We start from the raw sequence: 12,073 nt of genomic DNA on the forward strand, positions 1-12,073 counted from the left end.
CCCTATTTTTTCCCTATCGCTTACGCTACTTGAGGGAGTGTTATCGGTGATCGGTCGCAAGACGGCGTTCCAGCCATTGCGAGTATTGAGAGATGCCGTAGCAGACGACGAAGAACAGAAGCGCGGCAAAGCCGAGAAGCTCCCAGTAGACGCCATTCCATTCGGTCGAGGCAAGGATAGGCCCGCGGATCATGCCCACCAGGTCGAACATCGAAATGACCGAAACCAGCGTGGTGTCCTTGAACAGCCCCACCGCCACGTTCACGATCCCCGGGATGGAAATCTTGAGCGCCTGCGGCAGGATAATGAGCTGCATGGCCTGCGGATAATCCAGACCGAGCGAGTCCGCCCCTTCGTACTGTCCCTTTGGCAGCGCGGCCAGACCGCCCCGGATCACCTCGGCGATATAAGCCGAGGAGAACATGGTGATCATGATCACCACGCGCAGGAACAGATCCACCGTGCTTTCGGGTGGGAAGAAGTAGGACAGCATCACCGAGGCCACGAACAGAAGCGTGATCAGCGGCACGCCGCGGATGAACTCGATGAAGACCACGCAAACCCACTTGATCAATGGCATGTCAGACTGACGCCCCAGAGCCAGTGCGATCCCGATGGGTAGCGACAGTGACACGCAGGTCACGCCCAGCATCATGTTGAGCATGAAGCCCCCCAGATCACGGCTGGGAACCGATGACAGCATCGCATTATCGGATGCGTTTTCGGGAATGATGGCGCCCGCAACGGTCCAGATAACGAAGGCCGCGGCGATACCGCCAAAGAAGCCTGCTGCAAAGCTGGTTTTGATAAACCGCTGGTAGACAAGCGCACCGCCCAAGAACCCCAGGAGCGCCACGATGGGCACCAGCAGGCTCCCGCCCCAGATCAGCCAGTAGGCAAGAAACGGGTAGAGCCCGGTAAAGATCAGCATCTTGCGCGGCAGATCAAAGAACAGGACCGGAGCAGCGGCGAAGAAGAGCAACAGGAAGGCCAAATTGGGCCGCCAGTACTGATCCGCTGGATATTTGAAGCCATAAAGCAGCTGGTTCCAGCGCTCGCTCAGAACCGAGAAACAGGCCCCGGTCCGCCCCTGCAGGATTTCGCGGCATTCCGCAAGACTTGTCGTCGTCCAGAGGCCACCGAAGATCCAGGGCAATGAACCGCTGAGCACGACCCAGATGACATAAAGCGCGGCAACGGTCAGCAGGCTGTTAGCGGGTGTCGCGAACAGGTTCTGACGCAACCATTTGATCGCACCGGTTTCAGCCGCAGGTGGCGGTGATTCCGGGATCGTGGTTTCACGAACGAAGGCGACAGTTTGTGCATGTGTATCTGACATGGCTCAACGCTCCTTCAGCTTGATGGACGAGTTATAGACGTTCATGAACGCTGAAATCAGAAGCGAGATCGTCAGGTAGAACAACATCAGGAGTAGCACGCATTCAATCGCACGGCCCGTCTGGTTCAACGTGATGCCGCCCAGCGTTGCGGTGATATCGGCATAGCCCACGGCAATCGCCAGAGACGAGTTCTTGGTGATGTTGAGATAGTTCGAAATCAGTGGCGGGATGATAACCCTCAGCGCCTGTGGCAGTACCACAAGGTTCATCACACGGCCTGGCCGCAGTCCAAGTGCTCCCGCTGCCTCGGTCTGGCCTTTCGACACCGCCTGGATACCGGCCCGAACGTTTTCCGCGATGAAAGCGCCGGTATAGATCGAAAGCGCGAACCAAAGCGCGATCAGTGGCCCACCGATCTTGATCCCTCCGGAAAAGTTGAAGCCCGTAAGCTCAGGGATGTCCAACCCGATCGGCTTGCCCATGATGAAGTACATCAGAATTGTCGGGAGGAAGAACAGACCAACAGAGGGCCAGAAGGTGGGCAGCAGACGTCCGGTAGCATAAAGCAGATTGGTCGCATATTTGCGATACGCCACGATACCAAAGATCGAGGCAATGAACGTCGCCACCACCACCATCGACCCCGGCCCCCAGACAGGCCCCGGCGTATAGATACCGCGATTGGTAAACGCGAACGCGTCCAGCACCATCGAGGCTTCCGGTTCGTCACCGCGGAAGGCGCGCGGACCCGGCAGAACCGCCGTCATGATGGTGAAGATTATGATGATCCAGATCAGAACCGGGATATTGCGGAAGATCTCAACATAGAACGCCATCAGCTTGCGCACCAGCCAGTTGTTGGACAGGCGCAGGACCCCTGCGATAACGCCAAAAATCGTAGCGGTGATACAGGCCAGGAAGGCCACGAGAAGTGTGTTGAGAACACCCACGATGGCGGCGCGCGAATGCGACGACTGGCTGTCATATTCGATCAGGCGCTGGCTAATGTCGTAATTTGCGGTGTCTCTCAGAAAATCGAAAGAGATGTTGAGGCCCGCAGCCCTCAGGTTCTGGATCAGATTGTTCCCCAGGTACCAGATGGACAGTGCCAGAACCATGGCCGCAATGGCCTGAAAAGTGAGTGAACGGTAACGGGTATCGTAAATGAGTTGCGATAACCGAAACGACTCCTTCGGAGGGTCGGTAATAGTTGTCATAAAGACGTATCCCTGATTGCCCCTGAGCGATTATTCCGGCGGGGTATGCCCCGCTCGTCGCAAACTCAGGTGTTGTTCGTTGTATAGGAAAAGGGCGCGGTCCATGCCGCGCCCTTGCCCTTTTGGTTTTTAGCGGAAGGGCGGCGAGTAGATCAGGCCGCCATCGGTCCACTGAGCGTTCAGTCCACGTGCCAGACCAATCGATGTGCTTTCACCGATGTTCTGCTCAAACAGCTCACCATAGTTGCCACCCGCCATGATGGCGTTCTTGGCCCAGTCAGCCGACAGGCCGAGCATTTCGCCCAGATTGCCTTCGGTGCCCAGCAGGCGGTTGACCTCAGGGTTGTCACCCGGAGCCGCTGACATGTCTGCGATATTGGTCGATGTCACACCCAGTTCTTCAGCAGTGATCAGGGCGTTCAGGGTCCAGCGAACCACATCACCCCATTCGTTGTCGCCGTGACGTACAAGCGGACCCAGCGGCTCTTTCGAGACGATTTCGGGCAGCAGAACGTGGTCACCGGGATTTTCGAATGTGGCGCGCGTTGCGGCCAGACCCGAAGCGTCGGTGGTGTATGTGTCACACGCACCGGCCAGATACTGTTGCTGACCTTCAGCGTTGGTTTCGATCGGAACCGGCTCGTAGCTGATGTTGTTCGCGCGGAAGAAGTCCGCGAGGTTCAGCTCGGTGGTTGTACCGGTCTGGATGCAGACCGTGGCGCCGTCGAGTTCCTTGGCCGAGCTGACGCCCAGTTCCTTGGGAACCATGAAGCCTTGGCCGTCATAGTAATTCACGCCAACGAAGGTGAACTTGAGGTCCACATCGCGCGAGAAGGTCCAGGTGGTGTTCCGGGCCAGCATGTCGATCTCACCCGACGCAAGCGCTGTGAAACGGGTTTTGCCGGTGGTCGGCACGAATTCGACGGCGGTTGCATCTCCGAGAACGGCAGCGGCGACCGCGCGGCATACGCCAACGTCAAAGCCTTTCCACTCGCCATTCGCGTCCGGTGCGGCAAAGCCGACCAGGCCGGTGGTCACACCACAGTTCAGCTTGCCGCGTGCTTTCACATCGTCCAGCGTACCGGCAGCTGCAACGCCAGCGCCAAGGCCGGCGAGTGTTAGCGCGCCAAAAAATACGGATTTTTTCATTTTTACCTCTTCCTGATTGTCCGCCCTTGAGGGCGGTTCGTACGGCCTCATGTTGGCCGGGGCGATACTGTAATAGGGGCGTAGCCCCCTCAGTGCCCGCGAGTTTGTGTAGAATCATAACTAAAGGTCAAGACCTGACACACGAAAAAGCTTGGCAATTCAGTATAGTTTACCCCGGGGAAACACCCCCAAATCGCATTAGCCGAGTGAACGGGAAAGATTGTAGAAGCGATGGGCGTGAAAAAAGTCATTTTCTTTCTTCGCGGCCATTTCCAGTGCTTCTGCGTCCTCGCCCCATTGGTCTTGTTGCCAAAGTTCATCAACACACGACACGGCCCAGAGCTCCGCTGGCGGGCGCAAATCGTGTAATGCGGCGAAGCCGATGATCAACGAGCCGGACAGGCTGACAAGATCATGAAATGCAGTTAGCGCAAACACGTCCAGTGCATGAACTTTTTTCGAAAGAACGCTCAGAGATTGCATGTTTTGCGGCGCATGCATGACCCCCTGAACAGGAACAAGGCGTGCACCCAGGACCGATTCGGCCCAATCCAGCAGTGGGTCCCACCCTTCAGCCTGACGATCCACCAGGCCCGACGGGCCGTCAGCCCGGTAGCAGATCAGGTCGGCATCACCGTAAGCAGCCAACATATCGGCCACCTCCGCATGCTGCTGCGTCACCTTGTCAATCGCGGCGTTGGCCGACCGGGTGAACGGCATGGCAGCGGGGTTGACCTGCCCCTCGACGACATTCCATTCCGCCGCAATCTGACCTGCAAGCGCGTTGGTCGGCACCACAAGCGGTGCCTTGGCCGGGGTCCGGATCGCGCGGCCGTCCAGTTCGACGGTGTATCCCTTTTCGTTTTGCCTGACATCGGCATTCTGCCAGAACCGTTTGAGTTGCCAGTCGCTCATCAGGTACGCTCCCACAACTCATCCAGCGCCGACAGTACCGCATCGAACCCATCCACCAGCAGGTCCGCCCCCGCCGCGCGCAGATCATCTGTCGGATGATAGCCCCAGGTTACCCCCAAAGTGTGCACACCCGCGGCCCTGCCCATCTCGATATCAAAGGTAGTGTCGCCGATCATGACCGTATCGCTTTTGTCTGCACCGGTTTCGTTCAGGCAGCTCAGCACCATTGAAGGATGCGGTTTCGACGGATGATGATCGGCGGTCTGTCGGGTGGAAAAGAACGGATCAAGACCATGCGCGGCAAAGGCGTGATCGAGGCCACGACGCGCCTTGCCCGTTGCCACGCCCAGCAGTACGCCCCGCCGGGCGGCCAGTGCCTCGATCACTGCACGCGCGCCGGGATAAAGCGGTGCACTGGCCTCGCCTCCAGTTTGCGCGCGCTGCGCAATGAAACATGCCTTGTAAGCCTCAGAAACCTGGAGGATCAGGTCGTCAGGGTGATCGGGAATGAGCCGCGCCACCGCCTCGAAAAGCGACAAGCCCACGATCGACAGAATGTCGGCGCGGGCCGGCGCAGGAAGACTGTATCTGGCAAAGGCTCCTTCCATCGCCTGCACGATGAAATCCTGACTGTCCATCAATGTGCCGTCCATGTCGAAGACAGCCAACCGCGTGCCGCTCATCCCCAGTCCTCGAACGGATTATCGGGCGCTTCACCAGGCTGCCACTGAAACGTGTCCCAGGTATGCGCCATATGTTTCGGCAACGGCGCCGTCAGGTTCAGGATCGCACGGGTGACCGGGTGTTCGATCTGCAGTGACCGCGCGTGCAGATGCAATTTCCGGCTGATGTCACCACCCAGTTGTGCGCCCCAGCCATCGCCGAGGTTTTCCTGCCCCGACCCGCCATATTTGCCGTCACCAATGATCGGGTGGCCGATCTCTGCCATATGGGCGCGTAATTGGTGAGTCCGGCCCGTGACCGGAGTCAGCGCCATCCAGGCGGTACGGCTGCCCGCTGCTTCAAGCAGGGTGTAATCAGTGGTGGCGTGCTTGGCGCCGGGCGTCTCATCCACCTCACGCGGGTGCAGACACAGCATCTTTTCGCCTTCCCCCTTCGCGCCGTGGCCGGGTGCCTTGACCAGCCCGTATTTTATCGTGCCCATGCGCGGGATCGGCACCCCGGCGACCACCGCCCAATAGATCTTGCGCGTGGCGCGGTGCCGGAAGGCGGCGGTCAGCCCCTTGGCTGCCACACGGGTTCGCGCCAATACCAGAACGCCGGAGGTGTCCTTATCCAGCCTGTGCACCAGCCGGGGCTTCTCCTCAAAGCCGAACCGCAACGCATCCGCCAGTCCATCGACATGGCGCGCCTGTTTTGACCCACCCTGCACAGGCAGACCTGGTGGTTTGTTGAGCGCAATCACATGATCGTCCCGGTAGATAACGCAAGACTGGATCATCTTGGCATCAGCCTCGGAAATACGGGCATCATATTCGGGCTTGGGCGCATTCGGATCCGGCAGCGGCGGAATACGCACCTGCTGACCCTCCGCAAGACGTGTGGCCGGTTTGACGCGCCCTCCGTCAACACGTAGTTCACCCTTGCGGCACATCTTTTCGATCCGCCCCTGCCCCAGATGCGGAAACTGGCGGCGCAGCCAACGATCCAATCGTTGATCAGCGTCGTCGGCGACAATGGTAAGTGTCTGAACCCTGCTCATGCCCAGACCATCCGTGCAATCCAGACCCCCAGTACCAGCCCGGAAATCGAAACAACCACCGACAGAAGAACATAAAGCGCTGCGGATGCAATCTGACCACGTTCAAACAGCGTGAAGGCTTCGAGCGAGAAGGCCGAGAAGGTGGTGAAGCCTCCCAGAATGCCGGTCATGACAAAGAGATTGTAGTGCTCCAACCCGCGCTGAAAGGAATAGACCACAAAAAGGCCCATCAAGAAGGAGCCGATGACGTTCACGCTCAGGATTGCCAGCGGAAAGCCGGAGCCGACCAGACGTAACATCAACACACCCGCACCAAAGCGCAGAGAAGACCCGATTGCGCCGCCAAGGGCCACTGAGAGAAAACTCATCAACATGGTCGCGTCTGTCGCTTGCCCCATGAGTTTTGTCAAGCTGAGGGGCTGTTATCAAATAGAGTGCGCAAATGCGCACGCCTGATATCTCGTCGTCCGGCTCCGCCGCCCTCCTCGCATTGTCGCATGACACGATCGACGCGAGAGCACAGGCGGCGTGGTTCGGGGGATTGGGGGGCGTCCCCCAAGGCCCGATTGGCCTGAAATCGAAACTGAAATGCGTTCGCGTAGCGAACTCCTTTTGGGAACAGCCCGCGCAAGTAACGCAAGAGGTGACGGTATTGGACTGTTACCGCAATCATCTTGGCGCTAATGTCACCGAAAATGAGTCACATGGAACCACTTTCGATGTCCGATCCCCTACCCTTCCTGCGACGGCTCTTCGACCGAGCAGTAGAGGTTGCCGATCCGATGCGCAGCCTGCGCCATGCTCTGCCGCCCAAGCCAGAAGGCCGGCTGGTAGTGGTGGGTGCTGGCAAGGCCAGTGCGCGCATGGCCGAAGCGGTCGAAGCTGAATACGGCCCCTGCGAAGGGGTGGTGATCACGCGCTACGGCTATGCTCGCCCCTGCCAGGGCATCGAGATCATCGAGGCCGCGCACCCCGTACCCGATACCGCCGGGGTTGAGGGCACGCGGCAGATGCTGGCGCTCCTGCAATCGCTTGGCGAAAACGACACGGTACTGGCGCTGATTTCGGGCGGCGCGTCGGCGCTGCTGCTACAGCCTGCGGGCGATATCTCGTTACCCGAGAAACAGGCGATCAATCAGGCATTGCTGGCCTCAGGCGCGCCGATCGGGCAGATGAACACCGTGCGCAAACATCTGAGCCGGGTCAAAGGCGGACAATTGGCCGCCGCAGCTTATCCCGCCCGGATGCTGGCGCTGTTGATTTCTGACGTGCCCGGGGATGATCCGACGATGATCGGGTCAGGGCCAACCGTCGGCGACGCCAGCACCCCCGCTGATGCCCGTGCCATTCTGCAAAAGAACGGTATCGCGCTGCCCGGCTCGGTTCAGAAAGTCCTGACCGGGCCATGCCAGGTGATCGCGCCGGGGGATGAAAGGCTTACTCGGGTTGAAAACGTCATCTATGCGGCGCCCTCTCAATCACTTGAGGCCGCTGCGGAGCTTGCCCGGCTTGAGGGGATCGATGTGCGGATGCTGGGAGACGCCCTGGAAGGTGAAGCGCGCGACGTGGCCGCGACACAGGCCAGCGAGGCGTTGCGCCTGCAGCAGGAAATGACAGCCGGCGCGCCACCTATCCTGCTGCTGTCGGGGGGAGAGTTGACCGTCACCCGGACCGGAGACGGCATCGGCGGACCGAATGCGGAATTTGCCCTGGCACTTGCGCTTGCCCTCAGGGGCGCGCCGGGCATCCACGCGATTGCCTGCGATACTGATGGCGTCGACGGCGCGGCCGAGGTCGCGGGCGCTGTGATCGGCCCTGAGACACTGGCGAAAGGCCCTGACGCGGCAGATGCCCTGAGGTGCAACGACGCGCACGGTTTTTTTGATCGCATCGGGGGCCAGGTGATCACCGGGCCGACCCTGACCAATGTGAACGATTTCCGGGCCATCCTGATCGAGCCCGCGCAAACGTGATTCGCTTTCGCGCCATCATGGTGCAAGCATCGTTCCATGACCGCGAAACAGAGGCCTATCATGCGTCGCAGAACCTTCACTACCTTTGCTACACTGGCGGCATTCACCCTGACTATGCCCGCGATTGCTGACACGCAAACACCTGGAGCAGTGCAGGCAACCGCCGAACAGATCCGGCAGCTTCTTAGCGGAAATACCATTTCGGGCACATGGTCGGGGACGACATACAAGCAGTATTACCACAGCAATGGCGTGACAGTTTATGTCGAGGATGGCCGACCACCCAGTCGCGGTAAGTGGCGGGTCAAGGAAGACGCGAACGAATACGATAGCTGGTGGGAACAGACCGGTTGGACGCCTTACGTTGTGATGATGACCAATGACGGTTTTGCCTGGGTCAACGGCGACACGCTGGAACCCTTCGAGGTGCTGGGTGGCAAACAGGTCAATTTCTGAGGATCACGCGAAAGCAGCGAGCACGACACTGTAGGTACATCCCTCCAGTCACCCGACGACAGATTGACCCGGACTCAACTAAAACAAAAAAACCCCCGCCGATCACTTGGGCGGGGGTTTGACTTTTCGTAGGGTGACACCCAAGCCGTTACCAGTCCTCGCGGACCACCACGCGGGTTTTCAGCGGCAGCTTCATGGCAGCAAGGCGCAGGGCCTCATGCGCGATAGCTTCGCTGACACCGTCGATCTCGAACATGATCCGACCGGGTTTAACCTTGGCCGCCCAGAAATCGACCGAGCCTTTACCTTTACCCATCCGGACCTCGGTTGGCTTCGAGGTTACCGGCAGGTCCGGGAATATCCGAATCCAGACACGACCCTGACGTTTCATATGGCGCGTCATGGCACGACGAGCGGCCTCGATCTGACGCGCTGTCACACGCTCGGGCTGGGTGGCTTTCAGGCCATAGGTCCCGAATGTCAGATCCGAACCACCCTTGGCTTCGCCATGAATGCGGCCCTTGAACTGCTTGCGGAATTTAGTGCGTTTTGGTTGTAGCATCTAATCTCTCCTTACCGACGGCCGCCGGCGCCACGGGGCGCGGGACCATCCTGGAGTTCCTGGGCTTTACGATCACGAGCCGACGGATCGTGCTCCATTATCTCACCCTTGAAGATCCAGACCTTGATGCCGATGATGCCGTAGGGTGTCGTCGCTTCGACATTGGCATAATCGATGTCTGCCCGCAGGGTGTGCAGGGGCACGCGGCCCTCACGGTACCATTCGGTCCGGGCAATCTCGGCACCACCAAGGCGGCCCGATACGTTGACCCGGATGCCCAGGGCACCCATGCGCATGGCGTTCTGAACCGCGCGTTTCATCGCACGACGGAACGAGACACGACGCTCAAGTTGCTGAGCGATGCTTTCACCGACGAGGGCTGCGTCAAGCTCGGGCTTACGCACTTCGACGATGTTCAGGTGAAGTTCGCTGTCGGTCATTGTCGCGATCTTGCGACGCAAACCCTCAATGTCAGCGCCTTTCTTGCCGATAATCACGCCCGGACGCGCGGTGTGAATGGTCACACGGCACTTCTTGTGGGGGCGTTCGATGATCACGCGGCTGACACCGGCCTGCTTGCACTCTTTGTTGATGAACTCGCGGATTGCGATGTCCTCAAGCAGAAGATTGCCATAGTCCTTGGTGTCGGCATACCAGCGGCTGTCCCAGGTGCGGTTCACCTGCAGGCGCATGCCAATCGGATTTACTTTGTTACCCATCAGGCTTGCTCCTCGATTTCACGAACCTTGATTGTCAGTTCCGAGAACGGCTTGCGCAGCGCGCCAAACCGGCCCCGGGCCCGCGGACGGCCGCGTTTCATGACCAGGTTCTTGCCCACATAGGCCTCGGCCACGATCAGCTCGTCCACATCCAGGTTGTGGTTGTTTTCAGCATTGGCGATGGCCGACTGAAGGCATTTCTTCACGTCTTCCGCGATCCGCTTGTTCGAAAACGTCAGATCGTTGAGCGCCTTTTCAACCTTCTTGCCGCGGATCATCCCGGCCAAGAGGTTCAGTTTCTGCGGGCTGGTGCGAAGCATGCGCAGTTTTGCCATTGCTTCGTTGTCGGCCACGCGGCGGGGGTTCTTTTCCTTGCCCATGACTTACTTCCGCTTCGCTTTTTTGTCGGCGGCATGACCGTAATAGGTGCGGGTCGGGCTGTATTCGCCAAACTTCTGACCAATCATGTCTTCGCTAACGTTGACGGGAATGTGTTTGCGGCCGTTGTAGACGCCAAAAGTCAAGCCCACGAACTGGGGCAGGATCGTCGAGCGGCGCGACCAGATCTTGATGACTTCATTACGCCCGCTTTCGCGTGATGCTTCGGCTTTCTTAAGCACATAAGCATCCACAAAGGGGCCTTTCCATACAGAACGTGCCATGTGTTAGCGGCCCTTCTTCTTGGCGTGACGCGAGCGGATGATCAGCTTCTGCGACGCCTTGTTCTTGTTGCGGGTACGGGCACCCTTGGTGGGTTTGCCCCAGGGCGTGACCGGGTGACGACCACCCGAGGTCCGACCCTCACCACCACCATGCGGGTGATCGATCGGGTTCATGACCACACCACGAACGCTTGGGCGGATACCCTTGTGGCGCATCCGGCCGGCTTTACCGTAGTTCTGGTTCGAGTTGTCGGGATTTGACACCGCACCAACGGTCGCCATGCATTCCTGACGCACCAGACGCAGTTCGCCACTGCTCAGGCGGATCTGGGCGTAACCACCGTCACGACCCACGAACTGGGCGTAGGTCCCGGCGGCACGGGCGATCTGACCGCCTTTGCCGGGCTTCAGCTCGATATTGTGGACGATTGTCCCGATGGGCATGCCCGAGAACGGCATCGCGTTGCCGGGCTTGATATCGGCCTTGGCGGCAGAGACAACCTTGTCACCTATGGCCAGGCGCTGCGGCGCCAGGATGTATGCTTTTTCACCGTCATCATAGTTGACGAGGGCGATGAACGCGGTCCGGTTGGGGTCATATTCGATCCGTTCAACCGTCGCGGTCACGTCGAATTTGTTCCGTTTAAAATCAACGATCCGGTAGAGGCGTTTCGCCCCACCACCACGCCTGCGTGATGTGATACGTCCGGTGTTGTTCCGACCGCCCGATTTCGTCAGACCCTCGGTGAGGGCTTTGACGGGGCGTCCTTTCCACAGCTCCGAACGGTCGATCAGCACCAGCCCGCGCTGGCCCGGCGTCGTTGGCTTATACGACTTGAGTGCCATGCTTTCTGTCTTCCGTTTAGCAAACGGCAGGAACTTGGTCCCACCTATGTGATTGGGCGAGTGTCCCGCCCGGGTTATAGGGCCCCGAAGGTCCCCGGCTATTCCTGTGTTCTTCCGAACAAAAGCGAGAGCCCCGGACGAATCCGGGGCCTGCCGATGGGGTCGTTTACGAGAGAGCGCTAGCCAGGTCAAGGGTTTGCGCCAAGAAATCTTGGCCTTTTGCCTGTGCTACTACCGCTACTCCAAGCCGCGCGATCGCCAGACCGCGGGGTGGCGAACTACCATTGTTGGGCGCACTTTATCTCGCCAAACCCAAAAAACCTCAAAATGTGCCACCACCCCTCAAAATCGCCAGCCCGTGCGGGCGGTCTGGCGATCGCGCGGCGGCCTGCGGCCTTGGTTCCGCGCGGGATATCAAAATAGCCTCCTAGGTCGCTATGCGGACATTGCCGACGTTCGCAGTATCAGTTTGAACGGTAGCAATCGACATCTAATTCTTTGTCGTCGCAGC

The 12,073-nt window shown here is 59.3% G+C and carries 14 protein-coding genes; 2 read left to right on the forward strand and 12 right to left on the reverse strand.

Annotated features, from left to right (window positions below; genetic code table 11):
* Positions 1-40: 40 nt before the first annotated feature.
* The 7 genes from LC334_RS19335 to crcB form a co-directional block, all read right to left on the reverse strand.
* The gene (locus LC334_RS19335) at positions 41-1,339 is read right to left on the reverse strand and encodes an amino acid ABC transporter permease (protein WP_085801952.1); all 1,299 of its coding nucleotides are present in this window, start codon (positions 1,337-1,339) and stop codon (positions 41-43) included.
* A 3-nt stretch (positions 1,340-1,342) separates the two neighbouring features.
* Entirely contained in the window at positions 1,343-2,557 is a 1,215-nt protein-coding gene (locus LC334_RS19340; RefSeq protein WP_085801953.1) for an amino acid ABC transporter permease, read from the reverse strand.
* Between the two features lie 129 nt (positions 2,558-2,686).
* Complete coding sequence (locus tag LC334_RS19345; RefSeq protein ID WP_085801967.1) at positions 2,687-3,706, reverse strand: amino acid ABC transporter substrate-binding protein; 1,020 nt, start codon at positions 3,704-3,706, stop codon at positions 2,687-2,689.
* Between the two features lie 198 nt (positions 3,707-3,904).
* Positions 3,905-4,621: an ATP12 family chaperone protein gene (locus tag LC334_RS19350; protein WP_085801954.1), complete on the reverse strand. Its 717-nt coding sequence runs from the start codon at positions 4,619-4,621 to the stop codon at positions 3,905-3,907.
* The gene (locus tag LC334_RS19355; RefSeq protein WP_085801955.1) at positions 4,621-5,304 is read right to left on the reverse strand and encodes an HAD-IA family hydrolase; all 684 of its coding nucleotides are present in this window, start codon (positions 5,302-5,304) and stop codon (positions 4,621-4,623) included. The genes LC334_RS19350 and LC334_RS19355 overlap by 1 nt, the downstream gene beginning before the upstream one ends.
* Complete coding sequence (locus tag LC334_RS19360; protein ID WP_085801956.1) at positions 5,301-6,344, reverse strand: RluA family pseudouridine synthase; 1,044 nt, start codon at positions 6,342-6,344, stop codon at positions 5,301-5,303. The genes LC334_RS19355 and LC334_RS19360 overlap by 4 nt, the downstream gene beginning before the upstream one ends.
* On the reverse strand, positions 6,341-6,718 hold the full coding sequence (gene crcB, locus LC334_RS19365) for a fluoride efflux transporter CrcB (protein ID WP_085801968.1): 378 nt from the start codon (positions 6,716-6,718) through the stop codon (positions 6,341-6,343). Before crcB ends, LC334_RS19360 begins: the two co-directional genes overlap by 4 nt.
* 330 nt (positions 6,719-7,048) lie before the next feature.
* Between crcB and LC334_RS19370 the strand changes: the two genes are divergently transcribed.
* A complete protein-coding gene (locus tag LC334_RS19370; RefSeq protein WP_377150820.1) occupies positions 7,049-8,317 on the forward strand; it encodes a glycerate kinase type-2 family protein in 1,269 nt (422 codons plus the stop codon).
* A gap of 60 nt (positions 8,318-8,377) precedes the next feature.
* A complete protein-coding gene (locus tag LC334_RS19375) occupies positions 8,378-8,773 on the forward strand; it encodes a hypothetical protein (protein ID WP_139836503.1) in 396 nt (131 codons plus the stop codon).
* 148 nt (positions 8,774-8,921) lie between these two features.
* Here LC334_RS19375 and rplP read toward each other — a convergent pair whose 3' ends face one another.
* The 5 genes from rplP to rplB are packed head-to-tail and all read right to left on the reverse strand — an operon-like array spanning position 8,922 to position 11,562.
* Positions 8,922-9,335, reverse strand: coding sequence for a 50S ribosomal protein L16 (gene rplP, locus LC334_RS19380; protein ID WP_085801958.1), 414 nt, complete (start codon positions 9,333-9,335; stop codon positions 8,922-8,924).
* A gap of 11 nt (positions 9,336-9,346) precedes the next feature.
* On the reverse strand, positions 9,347-10,054 hold the full coding sequence (gene rpsC, locus LC334_RS19385) for a 30S ribosomal protein S3 (RefSeq protein ID WP_085801959.1): 708 nt from the start codon (positions 10,052-10,054) through the stop codon (positions 9,347-9,349).
* The gene (gene rplV / locus LC334_RS19390; RefSeq protein WP_085801960.1) at positions 10,054-10,434 is read right to left on the reverse strand and encodes a 50S ribosomal protein L22; all 381 of its coding nucleotides are present in this window, start codon (positions 10,432-10,434) and stop codon (positions 10,054-10,056) included. The genes rpsC and rplV overlap by 1 nt, the downstream gene beginning before the upstream one ends.
* 3 nt (positions 10,435-10,437) lie before the next feature.
* On the reverse strand, positions 10,438-10,716 hold the full coding sequence (rpsS, locus tag LC334_RS19395; RefSeq protein ID WP_085801961.1) for a 30S ribosomal protein S19: 279 nt from the start codon (positions 10,714-10,716) through the stop codon (positions 10,438-10,440).
* 3 nt (positions 10,717-10,719) lie between these two features.
* The gene (rplB, locus tag LC334_RS19400) at positions 10,720-11,562 is read right to left on the reverse strand and encodes a 50S ribosomal protein L2 (RefSeq protein WP_085801962.1); all 843 of its coding nucleotides are present in this window, start codon (positions 11,560-11,562) and stop codon (positions 10,720-10,722) included.
* Positions 11,563-12,073: the final 511 nt, after the last annotated feature.

Origin of the sequence: Roseovarius aestuarii (assembly GCF_019966515.1) — a bacterium.
Lineage (GTDB): Bacteria > Pseudomonadota > Alphaproteobacteria > Rhodobacterales > Rhodobacteraceae > Roseovarius > Roseovarius aestuarii.

Excerpts from the sequence above, each read along its gene's own strand:
- LC334_RS19335 (WP_085801952.1), bottom strand. The coding sequence starts at position 1,339 with ATGTCAGATACACATGCACAAACTGTCGCCTTCGTTCGTGAAACCACG.
- LC334_RS19340 (WP_085801953.1), bottom strand. The coding sequence starts at position 2,557 with ATGACAACTATTACCGACCCTCCGAAGGAGTCGTTTCGGTTATCGCAA.
- LC334_RS19345 (WP_085801967.1), bottom strand. The coding sequence starts at position 3,706 with ATGAAAAAATCCGTATTTTTTGGCGCGCTAACACTCGCCGGCCTTGGC.
- LC334_RS19350 (WP_085801954.1), bottom strand. The coding sequence starts at position 4,621 with ATGAGCGACTGGCAACTCAAACGGTTCTGGCAGAATGCCGATGTCAGG.
- LC334_RS19355 (WP_085801955.1), bottom strand. The coding sequence starts at position 5,304 with ATGAGCGGCACGCGGTTGGCTGTCTTCGACATGGACGGCACATTGATG.
- LC334_RS19360 (WP_085801956.1), bottom strand. The coding sequence starts at position 6,344 with ATGAGCAGGGTTCAGACACTTACCATTGTCGCCGACGACGCTGATCAA.
- crcB (WP_085801968.1), bottom strand. The coding sequence starts at position 6,718 with ATGTTGATGAGTTTTCTCTCAGTGGCCCTTGGCGGCGCAATCGGGTCT.
- LC334_RS19370 (WP_377150820.1), top strand. The coding sequence starts at position 7,049 with ATGGAACCACTTTCGATGTCCGATCCCCTACCCTTCCTGCGACGGCTC.
- LC334_RS19375 (WP_139836503.1), top strand. The coding sequence starts at position 8,378 with ATGCGTCGCAGAACCTTCACTACCTTTGCTACACTGGCGGCATTCACC.
- rplP (WP_085801958.1), bottom strand. The coding sequence starts at position 9,335 with ATGCTACAACCAAAACGCACTAAATTCCGCAAGCAGTTCAAGGGCCGC.
- rpsC (WP_085801959.1), bottom strand. The coding sequence starts at position 10,054 with ATGGGTAACAAAGTAAATCCGATTGGCATGCGCCTGCAGGTGAACCGC.
- rplV (WP_085801960.1), bottom strand. The coding sequence starts at position 10,434 with ATGGGCAAGGAAAAGAACCCCCGCCGCGTGGCCGACAACGAAGCAATG.
- rpsS (WP_085801961.1), bottom strand. The coding sequence starts at position 10,716 with ATGGCACGTTCTGTATGGAAAGGCCCCTTTGTGGATGCTTATGTGCTT.
- rplB (WP_085801962.1), bottom strand. The coding sequence starts at position 11,562 with ATGGCACTCAAGTCGTATAAGCCAACGACGCCGGGCCAGCGCGGGCTG.